The organism is Bacillus sp. FSL K6-0923, assembly GCF_038630825.1.
Taxonomy (GTDB): Bacteria; Bacillota; Bacilli; order Bacillales; family Bacillaceae; genus Bacillus; species Bacillus pumilus.
Genome location: NZ_CP152044.1, coordinates 2,501,331 through 2,517,717 on the forward strand (window position 1 = coordinate 2,501,331; position 16,387 = coordinate 2,517,717).

The following is a 16,387-nucleotide window of genomic DNA, read 5'->3' on the forward strand; positions in this document are numbered from 1 at the left end:
CTCCTTTTGTTTAGACAATTGAAATTGTTTTATTTTGTTGCGGCTTTTGCTGATTATCTCTCGCAAAGGCCGTGGTGCCAGTTCTGGCGACTTCTTTAATGCCGTATGGCTTAAGTAATTCAATGAGTGCTTCAATTTTTGAAGACTCACCTGTCACCTGAATGACGACACTCTCTCTGCTCACATCTACAATAGAAGCTCTAAACGGTTCAATGACCCCTGTGATCTCCATTCTAGATGCTGGTGCAGAAACGACTTTTATCAAAGCCAGCTCTCGCTGGACGATTGATTGGTTTGTAATGTCTGTTACTTTGAGAACATCAATTTGTTTGTTCAGCTGTTTTGTCAGCTGTTCGATGTCTTTCTCTTGGTCTACATGGACGACGAACGTGATGCGTGATACATCTTGAATCTCAGAATGGCCGACCGTAATGCTTTCAATGTTGTAGTGTCGTTTAGTAAAAAGGCCAGTGATTCGGTTCAGTACGCCTGATCGATTTAATACAGTCAACACAATAATTCTTTTCAAGGTTTCACCCCCACCATCTCATGAAGTCCTTTCCCCGGTGCTACCATCGGGAATACTTTTTCATCTCTCGCTACATTGACATCGATGAAAACAGGCTCTCTAGAGGTTAGCGCTTCTTCAAGCTTTTCTTTCGCCTCTTCGTCTGATGAGATTCTGATTCCTTTAATGCCATAAGCTTCAGATAATTTAACGAAGTCCGGCTGCTCTGAAAATTTAGAATATGAGTAGCGTTCTTCGTAGAAAATTTCTTGCCATTGTCTTACCATTCCAAGGCTGTGATTATTTAGAACAATCACTTTCACTGGAAGGTTCAGCTCACGGATAACGGCAAGTTCTTGCAGGGTCATTTGGAAACCTCCGTCTCCTAAAATCGCAACAACCGTTGCCTCTTGATCAGCTAACTGAGCGCCAATGGCTGCCGGTAAACCGAAGCCCATCGTCCCAAGGCCGCCAGATGTGACCCATTTATCTGCATTTTCAAATGGATAGAACTGTGCTGCCCACATTTGATGCTGTCCAACATCTGTTGCCACAATGGCTTCACCTTTTGTGAATTGATGAATGTATTCAATCAGCTTTTGAGGTTTAAAGCCCTCTGCTTCGTTTTCAACGTACCAGAGTGGATATTCTTCCTTCCACTGATCTAGTTGGTTTTTCCACTCGTCTGACTCTCCTTGCTTCCCGTCTTGCTTAATCAGCTCTTCAAGGACTAACTTACTGTCTCCAACAACCGGGATATGCGTATGAATGTTTTTGCCAATTTCTGCTGGGTCGATATCAATATGTGCTACTTTTGCATGTTTCGCAAAGTGATTGAGATTGCCAGTTACCCTGTCATCGAATCTCGCACCGATTGAAATGAGCAAGTCACATTGATGTAGAGCCATGTTCGCCGCATATGTGCCATGCATACCAGCCATTCCTAGGAACAGAGGATGCTTTGCCGGGAAGCCGCCAAGTCCTAGCAGTGTATGAGCGACTGGGATTTGCTGCTGCTCTACATACTGCCTTAATTCTTCAGATGCTTTGCCATGAAGAACGCCAGCTCCTGCTAGAATGACTGGTTTCTTCGCTCTGCTGACAGCTTCTACTAATTTGCGAATCTGCAAATAGTTCGGCTCCACTTTTGGCTGATAACCAGGTAAATCAATTGGCTGATCGTATTCAAACGTTCCTTCAATGCCTGCCACATCTTTTGGAATATCAATCAAGACTGGACCAGGTCTTCCTGTCGTTGCAATGTGGAACGCTTCTTTAATGACGCCCGGTAATTCCTCTGGATTTCTCACCTGATAGCTGTGCTTTGTGATAGGCATTGTGATGCCGAGCACGTCTGCTTCCTGGAAAGCGTCTGATCCAATGACTGAGGTTGCCACCTGTCCTGTGAAGACAACAAGAGGAAGTGAATCAATCATTGCATCTGCAATTCCTGTGACTAGGTTTGTCGCTCCAGGTCCTGATGTTGCAATGACAACACCAGGTTTACCAGATACTCTAGCGTATCCTTCCGCTGCATGAATCGCTCCCTGTTCATGTCTTGGCAGGACATGGAATAACCCAGAATCATAAATTTTATCGTAGATCGGTAAAACCGCTCCGCCTGGATATCCGAAAATGACTTCTACTTTTTCTCTTTTAAGTGCTTCAATTAGCATGAGTGCACCGTTCATCGTTTGTGGTGCTTTAGATGTTTCCGTCTCCACTTGTACATTTGTCCCCATTTGATTTCCTCCTCTTTGTCTTGCTTCAGTCAAGTCTTTTCACCCTTTTCTATTCAAGATTGAGATTTTAGACCATATAAAAAAGCCTTCTCACCCCACAATGACACTACTTTTCACTAGGTCAAAGGGGCGAAAAAGCTTTGTTTTTCGCGGTACCACCCTTGTTCACGGCAAATTCAGCTGCCGTCTCATGGACATCTTTCATCCATTTTGGTAACGAGTGAGCAATGTCACTCGGTCTGCCCTACTATCATTTCAAGCAGACACTCAGAGGTGAGTTCACTTTAGAAAGTAACACCGGTTTCCAGCTACCACCGGCTCTCTGTAGATACTGACTCTAAAGCTACTAGTCCTCTTCAACGTTTATCGATATCTATTTAGCTTGCGTGAATGTTTTCATCTGTAAAAACGACTTTTTCTCCTTCTTCAACCACTCGCTTGCGGAATTGTTCAAGAAGTTTGTTAGTGTGAATCCCAGGCTTCCCTTCACCGATTGTACGGCCGTCAACTTTTACAACGGCGATCACTTCAGCTGCAGTTCCTGTTAGAAAGACTTCTTCTGCTGTATACACATCGTGCCTTGTGAATGGTTCTTCTTTCACTTCGTAGCCTAAGTCCTCTGCAATCTCCATGATGGCATTTCTTGTGATGCCTTCAAGAGCGCCGATATAACCTGGCGGTGTATAGAGCTTACCTTTTTTATAAATAAACACATTGTCTGCAGAACCTTCTGCCACGTACCCTTGATCGTTCAGCATCAGCGCTTCACTCACACCGGCCATATGGGCTTCGATTCGGACAAGGATGTTATTCAAATAATTTAATGATTTCACTTTTGGACTTAGTACATCGGGACGATTTCGTCTCGTCGGTACCGTCACAATATCAATACCTGTTTCATATAGGTGCTTTGGAAAGATGGCCAGCGGCTCTACAATGATCACTGTGTTGGCTCTCCCGCAGTTGTTTGGATCTAAACCAAGATCACCAGCTCCTCTTGAGACAACAAGGCGGATATAGGCATCCTTCAGTCCGTTCCTTTCAACTGTATGAATCATTTTTTCCGTGAGTTCCTCAAGTGAATATGGAATGTTCAGCATAATCGATCTGGCGGAATCATACAGGCGGTCTAAATGTTCTTTCATTCGAAAGATATTTCCGTTATACACGCGTATCCCTTCGAACACACCGTCACCGTATAAGAAGCCATGATCATAAACTGAAATTTTCGCATCCTCTTTTTTCACGAGTTCATCGTTTAAAAAGATCCACTGTTCCTTTTGGTCTTCCATTTTCAGTGAGCACCCTCTCTTTCAAACAAAAAGTAGTTGAATTTTCAGACACTTTATATTGAAGTGTCTCACGCTTGCTCTTTCGTGTTTGTTTAGCTTTTGTTGAACCCATCTTACGCCGCTTTCCATACAGTGTCAACAGCATTTTTAAAATTATTAGACAATTTAGACTAATCAAAATTAAATGTATACGCTTACACCTTTGCTAGACAAGGAATGAAAAAACTTAAAATTTTTTGTATTTTTTCTTCAATTTATTTACTTTACCTGAACACTTTTCATTTGAGAAACCGTTTGTCATATTTTTTCACATTGTTTTGAATGAATACTGGTAGATTCCAACGCTTTTGATTTTCTTTCGGTATGCCTTTCTAAAGCGTTTTCCTATGAATTTATGATAGAATGAGAGCATCTTATAGAAGGAGGGCAATACATGGCTAACATCAGAGGTTATATCGGAACGTATACAAAGGGAGACAGTAAAGGCATTTATACTTTTACATTAAATACGGACAAGCAGCAGATTGAGAAAGTAGAAGTAGCTGCTGAACTTGAAAATCCTACATATTTAACCGTCTCAGATTCTCAAAAATTTGTGTATGCTGTGGTAAAAGAAGGATCACAGGGCGGCGTGGCTGCTTATCAAATCGATGCAGAAACCGGCACACTTCGTTTCATCAACCAAGAACTTGCCGAAGGCGCTTCTCCTTGTCACGTCAGCGTGGACAGTCAAACAAAAACAGCTTTTACAGCTAACTATCATAAAGGAACAGCAGAGATGTATGAAATCGATGCTGAAAATGGCTCAGTGATCCGCACGCTGTCCCAGGCGCAGCATGAAGGTACTGGCCCTAACGAAGATCGTCAGGAAAAACCGCACACTCACTTTATGGGTCTGACACCAGATGAACAATTTGCAGTCGCTGTTGACCTTGGGACAGATGGCATTTATACGTATAAGAAAGAAAACGGCAAACTCGAGCTTGCTCATACATTTGAAACAAAACCAGGCACCGGTCCTCGTCATATCACATTCCATCCAACGAAACCTGTGGCATATGTGATGACAGAGCTAAGCTCAGAGGTGATTGTGCTTCGTTACTTTGAAGATGGTCATTTCGAAGAGATCCAAACGATTGCAACCATTCCAAGCGACTTTACAGAGAACAATCAAGGCAGTGCCATTCACGTCTCTTCAGACGGCCAATTTGTTTATGCAGGAAATCGCGGCCACGACAGCATTGCGATTTTTAAAGCAGACACTGGCGGCCAATTAAGTCTTGTCGAGATTGCTTCATCTGAAGGAAACTGGCCTAGAGACTTTGTGCTTGATCCAACTGAAGAATTCGTCGTTGGTTCAAACCAAGAATCTAGCAACTTAGTGTTATACAAACGCGACAAAGAAACAGGACGACTCACTGTCTTACAATCAGACATCTCAGTCCCTCATCCAGTTTGCGTGAAATTTTTAGGATAATGAAAAAAAGCCTCCAACTGTGGAGGCTTTTCTTTATGCAGACGGCATCCCGCCATCTTCAAGTTTTTGATCAATCAGAGACGTATCGGTTTTTTCACCGAACCATTTTGACAGCCTGTCCTTCGCTTTTCCTTTCACATCATCATCAATGTAGACCGCTACTTGAATCAGAGCAAATGTGATCGCGCCTAAATCATCTGTATAGCCGACACCAATCAATGTATCGGGAATAAGGTCAATTGGAAGGATAAAGTATCCGAGCGCCCCAATAATAAGGGTTTTTGCTTTGACAGGTACTTCAGGTTTTTGCAATGTATAGTAAAGTAATAGCACAGCATAGACAAGAGAGACACCAGCTTTTTGTGCCGTCTTTTTTAACTTTTCCCAAAAGGCATGATCATTAAAATGCTTTTTCGAACGCTTCAATAGTTCTTTTTTCTCAGAACGATTCATCATATCGCCTCCATCTACAGCATAGCCCTTTTCCATTCGTTATACAAGATATCTGCCATTTCGACAAAACAAAAAGCAGCAGAAAGCTGCTGCATTCTACTGCTCTTTGTAAAACTTTTCGATTGCCTTATCGATGTACACCCATCCTTTATAAGACACATGAATCGTATCTTTAAAGAAATAAGGATCGTACTCATGCTTAGTCAAATCTGCAACTTCATACCCATTATCGCGAATTTGACGATTGATTTTCTCATAATACTCTGTGCGCCCCTCTTTTGGGAAACCAGTATAATCATACCATTTCCCGTTAACAGGAATCGTCACAAACAAAGGCTTCGCCCCTGCCTGTTTTAAAATATCCAGCATGATTTGAAAATCTTTGTACTCTGGTGATTCCGCATAAGAGTGATCTTCACGGGAATCCTTCATCTTTTTCATGATCGGTTTCAGCTTGCGGTCAAACAGTTTTTGATTAATATAAAACGGGTTGTCCCCTGCTCTTTTCGCACCAAAAACGCTCGCTTCTTTTTCAAGCTCAGTCCATGTTTTTCCTTTGACTGAAGGAGATGGTTGAAGCTTACGTTCATGTCCCGATCCAATGGTATAGTACATGTCTTTCTTTTGAAGCATGCCATAATACATTTTGGCAATAGGAGAAATCGCGCCATAAGCGAATTTGTTCTCAGAAAGCTCTGCTTTAAAAAGCTCTGTGATGACCATATCGTTCTTTACTGCTTTAAACGTCATGATTCTCTTGATCAGTTCTTTTTTCACAGCTGGATCAATTTCTTTATTATAAGCGAGATTAAGCGCTTGAAGCGCTGAATAGTTCGGTGCAAAGTGATTCTCGTCTGATCCCCACTTTACAAACCACTGCGGAGACACGATAAATACAAGCTTCTTCCCTTTTAGTTCATCCATATGCGCTGCAAAGTTCATCGCATGAATTAATGATTGCGATCCACCTTTTCCAATAAGATAAGGTGTAAACCCTTGAGGATTCTCATGAAAGAAATTTGAAGGGTGATATGGATCAAAACGTGATAGTTCAGAAGATCCATAGATCGGCAAATAAGTTGGATCTTTTAGCATTTCATCTTGTAAATAAAGCCCTTGGAACATCCCCGGATCTAATTCTGTGGCTGACTTTTGTAATTTGTCTTTTGGGATCAGATGTGAGAGCCATGCATTTGGTACAAGAAGAACACCAATGAATAGAACAGCCGCTAAAATAAGCGGCCCAAAAAAACGCTTTTTCATTACTTCATCTCTGCCAGCTGCTCAGCAATGTGATTCGGTGTATCCCACACATCACGATCAAACTCTGTAATCGGAACAGTAATTCCAAGTTGACTTTCGATAGCCATAAGTAATTCTACTGTACCAAATGAATCTAAAAGACCTTCGTCAAAAATTGCAATCTCTGGATTTTCTTTCACAACGTCGTCCTGACAAACCTCTGCAATAATACCGTATACTTGATTTTTAAATTCCATAATTTTCTACTCCCTTAATCATTAATGATGAAATGGTTTTCCTGAAAAAATGTAAAATCCGAAACAAATCACATGGAATGTAATAATGATCGACACAACCATTGTGACCTTGTTATCCGGCCACCACTTGTGTTTTTTATTCCATTTCTCAAATAAATTGTAACCGGACATCACAACTGCGTGATATAGTCCGTAAATAATATATTGAAGTGCTAGACCATGCCAAGCACCCATCAATAGAAAGAGGACAAAGTACCCAATATTTGATACAGCCATACGGTTCTTGATCCACTTCTTTTTTGTCATAAAGAACACAAATCTCATAAACACGTAGTCTCTGAACCAGAAAGACAGGGACATGTGCCAGCGATTCCAGAAGTCTTTAATATTCCGGCTGATAAACGGTTTGTTAAAGTTTTCTGGTGATTTAATGCCCATGATATAACTCACACCAACAGCGAACGCTGTATAACCAGCAAAGTCAAAGAACAAATACATACTGTACGCATACATATACGTTAACTGTTGAACAAAGTGACTGCTGCTAATGTGATGAATATTCATCAGAATATATGTGTGAATCAAATAACCAATAATGAACTTATATAAGAAGCCGATAAAAATTTTATGAATACCCGCGTATAAAAGATCACTGTACGCTTCCTTTTCAGGCGGCGTATCCATATCCTTTTCAAACCGGCGGTAACGATCAATCGGACCTGATGAAATCGTCGGGAAAAAGACAATGAAATAGACCAAACGATGAATCGGAATTTTCTTCTTAATCAAGCCGTCTCTTGTCTCGATAATTAACTGAACACCTTTAAATGTTAAGTATGAGATCCCTAAAAAGCTCAACCAGTTCATTGGCGGCGGTTGATGCGGCTGATGAGTTAAAAAGAACGGTAAGACCTTTGATAGTACAAGCGGCAAAATCGATGCAACCACTGCCATATAGAAGACAGACGCCCTGTTCGCTTTCAACCGGTACGAAAGGTACAACCGGATGATCAAGACTTGCCACACTGTAAATAAGAAGAGAAGCAGCGCGCCATGTGCATCCTTTGAGAAAATAAGCGCAAGTGCCACAACCGTTGCAAACATGTTGTAGCCCTGCATTCTTTTGCCGCGTAGACCAAGAATGATCGTCGGCAAAAGAAGAACACCAATTAGAATGAAGAAAAAGAATGAACTAAACGGAATCATAGAAGAACCTCTTTCGCGATTCTTTTACGGTCAACCTTCCCGTTTGGCGTCATGTATAGCTGCTCAAGATAGACAAACTTTCTTGGAATCATGTACGCAGGCAGTGAATCCGCCATTTCTTTCTTAATTGCACTTGTCAGCTGATATTCTTTTTCAAAAGAATGTGCCGCTGGAACAATGGCTGCAATCAAGTACTCCACATGACCGTTTGGCTGGAATGGCACAATCACACAAGCATTGACATACGTTGTCTCGCTCACATGATATTCAATTTCTTCAAGCTCCATCCGGTATCCGTGCAGTTTAATTTGATAGTCCAGACGACCGTGGCACGTAATCAAACCATCCTGCGCCACACCTGCGTCACCTGTGCGGTATGCAGGGCGCCCTTTGTATTCAAAGAATACTTTCTCCGTTAAGGCTTGTTCACCTAAGTAGCCTCTCGTGACGCTTGGCCCCACGATGACAATTTCCCCTTTTTCACCATCAGGAAGACTCTTGCCTTCTTCATCTAAAATGACGATATCTGTATCTGGTTTCGCATAGCCGACTGGTAAAGAATCGTGCTGATCAAGAATGGCCTGCGTGACTTCAATCGATGTAATCGCAACAGTTGCTTCAGTCGGACCATACGTATTAAAGACCTGCGCCTTTGGAAAATGCTCAAGGAGTGCACTTGCTACAGATACAGGAAGTGCCTCTCCGCAGAACAAGAAAACTTTCAACTCTGGTAAAAGCTCCCCTGTAAAGGAAGGATCCATTAAGCACATTTGCACAAAGGAAGGTGTTGATGTCCACACTTCAACGTCAGATTGACCAAGTGCTGTAAACATATCCTTCGGCTTATTCACAAGATCTTTCACTAAACAGTACAGCGTGCCGCCTGATTGAAGCGCTGGATACAAATCCATTACTGATAAGTCAAAAGAAAACGGTGCTTGATTTAAGAACGTGCGCCCCTCACCAATTGGGAAGTCTCTACACATCCACTCTGTAAAGCTTTCTAAATTATCGGCTGTTACCTGAACGCCTTTCGGTTTTCCGGTACTGCCAGACGTATAAATGATGTAAAACACATCATCCTGTTGAACCCACTGCGATGATGGCGGTGCTTCTTTTTCAAGAGCTAAAAGCGATGCCGCACTCTTCACTTCAATGTGCTCTTCTACATCTAGTACATTCTGCTCATTTGCACAAATCAATAGACTGGCTTTTGAGCTTTCAATAATTGAGACGATACGCTCTGCAGGGATTGAAATGTCGACCGGAATGTATGGTCTACCTGATTTCACACTGCCTAAAAAAGAAATCAGCATCTCTGGCTCCATATGACCGTATACAATGACAGGTGCACTATCTGTTGCGACCGCATCGATCGCACCAGCCATTTGGTCTGATAGTTGCCAAAGCTCATCATATGTGATCGAAGCATGTTGAGAAACAAATGCTGGCTGTGTTGGTTTCGTTTGTTGGTATTCATGAATCGTGTGTAATAGTTTCATAGTTTAATCTCCAATTAAAAATCGTTGTAAATGAATGATCCCGTATTTGCTGTATGGAATCCGTAAATAAAGAACAATAATAGAAAAATAAGTAAGTAAAAGCTCGTATATCCTATCCATTTTACAGACTTATTTTCTGATAGCTTTTTGAATAGCATATTGATAACCTCTTTTCTTTTGACACTTATAGAGACGCATGGATCATCAAAAGAGTTTCATATCAAACCATAAAATTTTTAAGAAAATGCTAAAAAATGTCGAACCTTAGAACGTCTCTTTTGCGCAAAGCTGTCTTATTGTAACAAAGATTTAATGTATTTGAAATGAAATTCGATCTTAAATTTGCCTTAAAATTGCTGAAAGCTGTCGAATAAACACAAAAGCCACCTAGTTTACCTAGATGGCTTTGATTTCAATTACTTCTTATATTTATTGACTTCGAACATGAGTATGTTTTTGAACACCACATAATCCTTTTTACTTTCAAAGGGGCCTTTGTTGTTGTCATGCTCATCAATTTCATAAAACCCTGGTCCTTCTCCGGCATCACGCTTTTTGTACCAGGATGGAAAGGTCAAATTACTTCAGCAGTGTGTTGACCAATCTAGTATTTAGAGCTTTAACACTCACTACTTTTTTCCTATTCATTACATTTTTTTATATTGTTAAAATAAATATACTTATTTGAGAAGGGAGTGAACCTTTCTGGGCAAAACACTTGATGCAAAAGCACTAACAAGTGCCATGGATACAAGAGCAAAACACTATCAGGTACTCCGCGAACAAATGGTTGATTTAAAAAGGGCACTTCAAGGTGTGGCAAATCTCGGTGATGATTTTACTGGAGAGGGTGCCTATAACATTAAAAGCTTTTATAAAGAGTTAGCTGGAAATGTGGACATGTTTATCAGCTTTATTGATAAGCAAAAAGCATTTCATGAAGGTGTTTCCGGTACACTTGATGATACGAGCTTTGGCGGCGATACCTTCGTAGAAGAACACTTTTTAGAGAATGCCGTCCATATGGGTATAAAAAATGCTAAAAGCATCGTAAAAGATCAAAAAAAGGCACTCAAAACCATATTTCAAGACATCGATGACCTCATTTCACTAGAGGTATTTGATAGCCAAACCTTTGATGACAAAATAGAAGATGCAGAAGATGAACGAAAAAAGACAGTAAAAGATTTAAGAGAACTCGATCAAAATCTAAAAGATGAATACGCTTTGTCAGAGACGGAGCAACAGGCTACAATGGCATTGTACGCAGAAATGATGAAAGCGACAAATGACGGAAAAGCCATTTCACCTATTAATTTTGACAAGAAAGAGTATCAAAATAGCGAAATCTACAAGGCAAAAAGCGATATTGAAAAGCAGACATCTGAATATCTCAAAATCAAAAAAGAACAAGAAGAAGCTAGAGAAATCGCAAAGGAACAAGAAGCACTCGCTAACCGTCCTTGGTATGAAAAAGCACTTGATTATGGCGGGAATATTGTGAATGAACTAACTGGCGTGAACGATGCAAAACGCGCCGCAACGGGCGTTGACCCGATCACAGGCGAAGAACTTACCGCAGGACAGCGCGTCGCCGCAGGCGGCATGGCAGCAGCGGGATATATCCCTATCGTCGGCTGGGCAGGGCGCATTTTCAAAGGCGGAAAAGCTGTTTATAAAACGACCCAAGCCACCTCAGCCGCAGTCAGGGCAGTCGACATCTACAAGACATCACAAAAATCCTTTGATGCCCTAAAGACATCCCAAAAAGGATTATATGGCCTCACCGCCACCAACGGCTTCAGCGAAGCGATCACTGGCCGAGACATGTTCGGAAACAAGATTTCCAAAGAACAGCAGGAAGCGAGCATGAATGCGGCGCTGGGTATACTTTTGCCGTTTGGACTAAATGGTGTAAATAATAAATTAAAAAATAAAGCAACACTAGACGTACAGAAAAACTTAAATAAAAACCATCATGAATCTAGAAAAGCTAGTTTAAAAGAAATTAAACGCCAATTAAATATACCAAGAACACAAAATCCTGAAAGTCAAAAGATGGTGCCCTTAACAGATAAAAATGGAAAAAGAATATTAAATGAAAAAAACCAACCAATCCTTACGAGAGAACTTACGTATGAAGTTAATGGTAAAAAGATTGTTATTCAGGATCATTCAAATGGTCACGATTTTGGAGAAGGAGGCATCGGAAACCAACCTTCACACCACAATGTAAGACCTGAACATAACACCCGCAATGGTAAAGTTGAAGGTGTAGAAGACCATTATTATTTTGAAAGAAGAAACAATAAATAACTCAAACGAGGAGTATCCAAATGATTAGAGAAGAAAAATTTATGAACCCACAAGCGATGACTCAAATTTTCGGGGGGATCCCCCATTTTAAAAATGCAGAAATCATGAATGTTGATTTAAACAGAGATGGCCCTACCCTATTTTTACGACTAATGACAAAAGACTCCGTAAAGAATACACCAAAACGTTGGAGAGATTTTGATGTTGTCTACGTTGAATTATCATTCATTGGTGTAACGGATTTAAAAATTAATCATTTAGGAAATAATAATATAATTGATCATTTTGAGATTAGCACAACAGAGAATGAAGGATTTCTAAAAATAAATTGCAAGAATCAAATGCAAATCGAAACCATATTTGATTGGGCAAGAGTTGAACAAATTTCACCGGGGCTAATTGGTTCTTAAAATCGTTTCTGCAGTACGAAAGTGGCTGAAGCCACTTTCGTATAAAACCTCATTATACACTTCATGACTTCTATTAATACACTGAAATTATGATCAAAAAACAATAAAAAGAACCTGTGGTTTCATGATTTTCTCATCATTCCATGATAAGAAAAACCGTCTCAAGGCAAGCGGGTTTTCCGTTTTGATCTAGTCCCCAAAAGCTTGGGTACATCCCGTCACCAAGCCTGTTGTAAACATGGCCCGCTCGTGATCTCGATATGGCCTAACTCTTTAGCGAATAATTGATCACTCTCTTAACTGTTTGTTGTCTCTCCATTTCTATATAACAGGTGACTTGGATTGATGTTGTACAAGTGATCATTCCTTTCATTGTTTTTCTAAAGTGTTTGAGATTATGTACTTTTCCCCCATTTAATCCATCAATAAAAAATGCTAATCACTTTCTAACTGTCCATTTGATAAGACAAATTCCTACTTAAAACTCGATTCATCTTCTCCTTCTACTATACACCTTCATTTTTTTAGCTGGAGAAAGAATATTCTCTCTTTTGCATATTTACCGCTTTGCAATGTCTTTTACATTAGTTAAAAATAAATGGAAGGTTATTTAAAAAACGTCCTTCCAATCTTTTGAGTATTTCTTAATCAATGCGTCGCTAATCCTGCTTACGATATAGATCACAACCGCAAAAATCAGCATCAACGGAAACATGCTTAAACGATGATCTGCAACATATACAATGATCCCCACAATGATAGCGTTAAAAATGCTTCACCGCCATCTCACCCCTTTGTATTAATCATATACATTTTATTACACAAAAGGTTTAATTGAAATGATTTCCATAAAATCAGCAAGTTTCGTTTGTCCGCTCTTAAAGTAGATTGCTCCCCCCTTATGTTGTTCGCACAATCCCCATATGTTAAAATCAACTAAAATATCTATTTAATGGATCAATCAGGAGGTCATTAAGTGTCACAGCAAAGCACGCCATCCAAAATGTTATTAATTATTTTGCCCAGCGCTATTATTGCCCTTGTGATGATCTTAGGGAAAATTGATACACCTGTAACAAATGTTTTATTTTATCTCGTGGCTTTCAGTGTGATGGGTTTAGTTGTTTCAAGCTTAGTAAAGGACTACAGAAAAAAGAAAAATTAACTCCTCCTCTTGGGAGCTGTCGTTTATGCAGCTCCCTTTCTTTATATGGAAAAGTATATAATACAAATGAGAAGATTGACTTCGCAAATGCCAAAACAGTTGAAGTTATTCGAGATGGAATGTTATATCGATTACGAATATCGGATCAAAACAAAGTGAATATTGAAAGCATCACAAAGATTTCCGACTTGAAAACGGGTGAGCAAACCATCTTAAATACAGCGGTTGAATTTACAGGAGTAAATGATGCCATTCGAGTCATCACAGGGAGAGATCCTGTAACAGGTGACAAAGTCGCTGACATGGATCGTTTAGTCTCAACCTTGTACATGATACCCGGAGCTAAAATCGCTAAAGTTGGAAAATATGTATTTAAAATCATGAAAGGAGACAAAGTAGCCAAGAAGATTGTTAAAACACCTTTATTCGGCAAACACTCCGTACCAAAAGGTCCTTATCGTGAAGTAAATGGTTTCCCTGTAAAAGTAAAACCAGGCGCTCAAGAGAAACATATTCCTGATGCACCTAACTATAAACAGGAGATAGCTAATGGTAAAACAAAGAGTATCTTCTTTGGAGATAATAAAAAAGCACAAGAGTTGCTAGATAAGTTCGCTGGGAAAGGTACAAAAATAGGTGAGCACAAAGAAAGAGTAGACTTTGGCCAAGTGATTGGAAAATACTATGATAAAGATACCAGTAAGTATGTAGAGACTACTAGAGGCTTAATACACTACAGCAAAAACGGTGCTCATATAGTACCATCAGAGCCTTTAAAACCATAAATTAAGGAGAATTCGAATGGGATATGATCCATTAATTTCAGCATTACGAAAATATAAAAATAACGATTTGATTTTAGAATGGAAAAACGGTTTAAAAGTAATTGGGGAATCTGACACACTTTATGAAACAGATAACGGATTGGAAGATGATGATGTCAATTATACAGAGTATGACGCAGTCGCATTTCAAGTTAATAACATCTTATCGCCCCCCGCTAATAACGGCTGTGATATATACGATTGGTTAAAGCAAGAAAAAAGTTCCTTAATTGAAATTTCACTTTATAAAGATACACCAAGTGCAGTGTATTTAGCAGACGGTCAAAAATTATGGGAATTGGACAAGTGATAATTAACAAATGAAAAGCCCCTCCAAATTAGATGGGCTTTTCATTTGTTTCTGTTTTAAATATATTTAGTCGCTACCTTCAAATATAAATCTATTTTTCAATTTATACATTTTGATTTTGATCCATTTACGTTCGTAGTCATTGAAGAAGCTAATCAAAAATCAGCCACCCATCTTGATAGCTTCTTTGATACAAAAATAGGGAACGGAAATACTTAAAAACAAGTTCGCCCCCAACCCCCTCCCAAAACTCTAATTTGAAGCAATAATCGATCTTATGTTCCAACAAACAAAAAAGCCTGAAATCCTTTCATATCAAGGATTTCAGGCTTTTAATTTAGTACGTCCCAGGAGAGATTCGAACTCCCGACCGACGCCTTAGAAGGGCGTTGCTCTATCCAGCTGAGCTACTGGGACATGTTGTTATGTAGTGTTTTTTTGGTGAGTACCTCACCGACAAGATTTATTATATTACTATTGTTCTTTAAAGTCAACGGTTTTTCGAAAGTTTTTTCATAAGGGGCAAATGCTGCACCCTTATGAAATACCTTCCAATGTGACAGTGTTTTCGAGGTCTTGTATGGCCTCACCTTCGTCTGTGAAAAACTGTACGTTCGCTTCGCTTCCATCTAGTGTCAGTATAGCATAGCTGCGCTCTTTACGCACTCTTGGCAGGTGCACGCTGCCTGGGTTAATGAGCAGTTTTCCTCTTAGCAGCTCACTGCCTGGGATGTGCGAGTGACCAAAGCAGATAATATCTGCGCCTAGCTCTTCTGCACGGTAGTAGACTTGAAGCAAGGATTGTTTGATGCCATGCAGATGTCCGTGAGTGAGAAATAGTTTTCCGCCTCCATCAAGTGGGAGCAGGAGCTCTTCTTCAAAATCGCCCATAAAGTCACAATTTCCTTTGACGACTTTGTATCCTTCGAGTGCTGGGTGGTTCGTGTCGAGTTCTGAATCTCCGCAGTGAATCATCATGTCAACTTCAGCCGCATGCCGTTTGGCAATGGTTTGAAGTTCATCTGTGAGTCCATGACTGTCACTAATGATGAGTATCTTCATGGCTTCATTCCCCCTTATTCATTTGCGTCTAGCAGTGATGAAAGCTTTTGAAGCGCGACCGCTCGATGGCTGATCTTGTTTTTCTCCTCTGGTGATAATTCGGCCATCGTCTGGTCTTTGTCTTTGACGATGAAAACCGGGTCATATCCGAAGCCATTTTCGCCGATTGGTTCCTCTGCGATAAAGCCTTCTACTGATCCTTCTACCGTTTTTGTTTCTTTGCCTGGTATGCTGACAGCCAGGGCACATCTGAATCTAGCTGTGCGGTCTTCTTTTTCAATGCCTTGAAGTTCACTCAGCACTTTTTCTACATTCTCAGCATCGTTTTTATGCTCTCCAGCGTATCTCGCTGAATAGACGCCAGGTTTTCCGCCAAGATAATCAATCGATAAACCGGAATCGTCTGCAATGACCATTTCACCCGCTTTGGCTTGAATCGCCTCGGCTTTGATGACGGCATTTTCTTCGAAGGTATGTCCTGTTTCTTCAATTTCTTCAGTAAAGCCGATGTCTGCTAGTGTTTTGACCGTGAATCCTTTTGGCTCAAGAATGGCTTTGAATTCTTTCGCTTTGCCCGCATTGTGCGTTGCAATGATGGCTGTTTTCATCCTGATCAAACCC

Annotated in this window: 16 protein-coding genes, 1 tRNA gene, 2 pseudogenes and 1 other annotated feature; of the genes and pseudogenes, 6 read left to right on the top strand and 13 right to left on the bottom strand. The window is 40.3% G+C overall.

The window, feature by feature from the left end; translation table 11 throughout:
- Positions 1–10: 10 nt before the first annotated feature.
- From ilvN to ilvE, 3 genes are all read right to left on the bottom strand, one after another.
- Positions 11–529 (bottom strand): acetolactate synthase small subunit, encoded by a 519-nt coding sequence (gene ilvN / locus MHI16_RS12805; RefSeq protein ID WP_003216637.1) that lies wholly within the window; start codon positions 527–529, stop codon positions 11–13.
- Positions 526–2,250: an acetolactate synthase large subunit gene (gene ilvB, locus MHI16_RS12810; protein ID WP_044139976.1), complete on the bottom strand. Its 1,725-nt coding sequence runs from the start codon at positions 2,248–2,250 to the stop codon at positions 526–528. The genes ilvN and ilvB overlap by 4 nt, the downstream gene beginning before the upstream one ends.
- Positions 2,251–2,372: 122 nt before the next feature.
- Positions 2,373–2,619 (bottom strand) — a binding site (T-box leader).
- Between the two features lie 8 nt (positions 2,620–2,627).
- Positions 2,628–3,542 (bottom strand): branched-chain-amino-acid transaminase, encoded by a 915-nt coding sequence (gene ilvE / locus MHI16_RS12815; RefSeq protein WP_058014516.1) that lies wholly within the window; start codon positions 3,540–3,542, stop codon positions 2,628–2,630.
- A 433-nt stretch (positions 3,543–3,975) separates the two neighbouring features.
- On the opposite strand from ilvE, the gene MHI16_RS12820 reads away from it, so the two are divergent.
- Positions 3,976–5,019, top strand: coding sequence for a lactonase family protein (locus MHI16_RS12820; RefSeq protein WP_058014515.1), 1,044 nt, complete (start codon positions 3,976–3,978; stop codon positions 5,017–5,019).
- A gap of 33 nt (positions 5,020–5,052) precedes the next feature.
- Here MHI16_RS12820 and MHI16_RS12825 read toward each other — a convergent pair whose 3' ends face one another.
- The 7 genes and pseudogenes from MHI16_RS12825 to MHI16_RS12855 all read right to left on the bottom strand — a co-directional run.
- A complete protein-coding gene (locus MHI16_RS12825) occupies positions 5,053–5,472 on the bottom strand; it encodes a YkvA family protein (protein WP_058014514.1) in 420 nt (139 codons plus the stop codon).
- A gap of 96 nt (positions 5,473–5,568) precedes the next feature.
- The gene (dltD, locus tag MHI16_RS12830; RefSeq protein WP_058014513.1) at positions 5,569–6,735 is read right to left on the bottom strand and encodes a D-alanyl-lipoteichoic acid biosynthesis protein DltD; all 1,167 of its coding nucleotides are present in this window, start codon (positions 6,733–6,735) and stop codon (positions 5,569–5,571) included.
- Positions 6,735–6,971 (bottom strand): D-alanine--poly(phosphoribitol) ligase subunit 2, encoded by a 237-nt coding sequence (gene dltC / locus MHI16_RS12835; protein WP_003216498.1) that lies wholly within the window; start codon positions 6,969–6,971, stop codon positions 6,735–6,737. Before dltC ends, dltD begins: the two co-directional genes overlap by 1 nt.
- 21 nt (positions 6,972–6,992) lie before the next feature.
- The gene (dltB, locus tag MHI16_RS12840) at positions 6,993–8,177 is read right to left on the bottom strand and encodes a D-alanyl-lipoteichoic acid biosynthesis protein DltB (protein ID WP_058014512.1); all 1,185 of its coding nucleotides are present in this window, start codon (positions 8,175–8,177) and stop codon (positions 6,993–6,995) included.
- Entirely contained in the window at positions 8,174–9,679 is a 1,506-nt protein-coding gene (gene dltA / locus MHI16_RS12845; protein WP_058014511.1) for a D-alanine--poly(phosphoribitol) ligase subunit DltA, read from the bottom strand. Before dltA ends, dltB begins: the two co-directional genes overlap by 4 nt.
- 14 nt (positions 9,680–9,693) lie before the next feature.
- The gene (locus MHI16_RS12850; protein WP_223251640.1) at positions 9,694–9,843 is read right to left on the bottom strand and encodes a teichoic acid D-Ala incorporation-associated protein DltX; all 150 of its coding nucleotides are present in this window, start codon (positions 9,841–9,843) and stop codon (positions 9,694–9,696) included.
- Between the two features lie 252 nt (positions 9,844–10,095).
- Positions 10,096–10,242 (bottom strand): annotated as a pseudogene (locus MHI16_RS12855) (DUF1668 domain-containing protein); the annotation flags it as partial.
- A 142-nt stretch (positions 10,243–10,384) separates the two neighbouring features.
- Here MHI16_RS12855 and MHI16_RS12860 point away from each other — a divergent pair.
- The 5 genes and pseudogenes from MHI16_RS12860 to MHI16_RS12880 all read left to right on the top strand — a co-directional run bounded on the left by MHI16_RS12860 (position 10,385) and on the right by MHI16_RS12880 (position 14,704).
- Positions 10,385–11,995 carry a T7SS effector LXG polymorphic toxin gene (locus tag MHI16_RS12860; RefSeq protein WP_268466488.1) on the top strand — a complete coding sequence of 537 codons (1,611 nt, stop codon included), beginning with the start codon at positions 10,385–10,387 and terminating at the stop codon, positions 11,993–11,995.
- A gap of 20 nt (positions 11,996–12,015) precedes the next feature.
- On the top strand, positions 12,016–12,405 hold the full coding sequence (locus MHI16_RS12865) for an immunity 50 family protein (RefSeq protein ID WP_047202618.1): 390 nt from the start codon (positions 12,016–12,018) through the stop codon (positions 12,403–12,405).
- Positions 12,406–13,381: 976 nt separating this feature from the next.
- On the top strand, positions 13,382–13,570 hold the full coding sequence (locus tag MHI16_RS12870) for a hypothetical protein (protein ID WP_058014508.1): 189 nt from the start codon (positions 13,382–13,384) through the stop codon (positions 13,568–13,570).
- Between the two features lie 215 nt (positions 13,571–13,785).
- Positions 13,786–14,355 (top strand): annotated as a pseudogene (locus MHI16_RS12875) (polymorphic toxin type 50 domain-containing protein); the annotation flags it as partial.
- A 16-nt stretch (positions 14,356–14,371) separates the two neighbouring features.
- Complete coding sequence (locus tag MHI16_RS12880; protein WP_058014507.1) at positions 14,372–14,704, top strand: hypothetical protein; 333 nt, start codon at positions 14,372–14,374, stop codon at positions 14,702–14,704.
- A 343-nt stretch (positions 14,705–15,047) separates the two neighbouring features.
- On the opposite strand, the gene MHI16_RS12885 is transcribed toward MHI16_RS12880, so the two are convergent.
- The 3 genes from MHI16_RS12885 to MHI16_RS12895 form a co-directional block, all read right to left on the bottom strand.
- Positions 15,048–15,121 (bottom strand) — tRNA-Arg (locus MHI16_RS12885).
- Positions 15,122–15,241: 120 nt separating this feature from the next.
- Entirely contained in the window at positions 15,242–15,766 is a 525-nt protein-coding gene (locus MHI16_RS12890) for a metallophosphoesterase (protein WP_058014506.1), read from the bottom strand.
- Positions 15,767–15,780: 14 nt separating this feature from the next.
- Entirely contained in the window at positions 15,781–16,383 is a 603-nt protein-coding gene (locus MHI16_RS12895) for an XTP/dITP diphosphatase (RefSeq protein ID WP_200964043.1), read from the bottom strand.
- Between the last annotated feature and the right edge of the window lie 4 nt (positions 16,384–16,387).

Coding starts and splice junctions, on each gene's coding strand:
- dltA (WP_058014511.1), bottom strand. CDS start 9,679: ATGAAACTATTACACACGATTCATGAATACCAACAAACGAAACCAACA.
- dltC (WP_003216498.1), bottom strand. CDS start 6,971: ATGGAATTTAAAAATCAAGTATACGGTATTATTGCAGAGGTTTGTCAG.
- ilvB (WP_044139976.1), bottom strand. CDS start 2,250: ATGGGGACAAATGTACAAGTGGAGACGGAAACATCTAAAGCACCACAA.
- dltB (WP_058014512.1), bottom strand. CDS start 8,177: ATGATTCCGTTTAGTTCATTCTTTTTCTTCATTCTAATTGGTGTTCTT.
- MHI16_RS12865 (WP_047202618.1), top strand. CDS start 12,016: ATGATTAGAGAAGAAAAATTTATGAACCCACAAGCGATGACTCAAATT.
- ilvE (WP_058014516.1), bottom strand. CDS start 3,542: ATGGAAGACCAAAAGGAACAGTGGATCTTTTTAAACGATGAACTCGTG.
- dltD (WP_058014513.1), bottom strand. CDS start 6,735: ATGAAAAAGCGTTTTTTTGGGCCGCTTATTTTAGCGGCTGTTCTATTC.
- MHI16_RS12880 (WP_058014507.1), top strand. CDS start 14,372: ATGGGATATGATCCATTAATTTCAGCATTACGAAAATATAAAAATAAC.
- MHI16_RS12820 (WP_058014515.1), top strand. CDS start 3,976: ATGGCTAACATCAGAGGTTATATCGGAACGTATACAAAGGGAGACAGT.
- MHI16_RS12825 (WP_058014514.1), bottom strand. CDS start 5,472: ATGAATCGTTCTGAGAAAAAAGAACTATTGAAGCGTTCGAAAAAGCAT.
- MHI16_RS12890 (WP_058014506.1), bottom strand. CDS start 15,766: ATGAAGATACTCATCATTAGTGACAGTCATGGACTCACAGATGAACTT.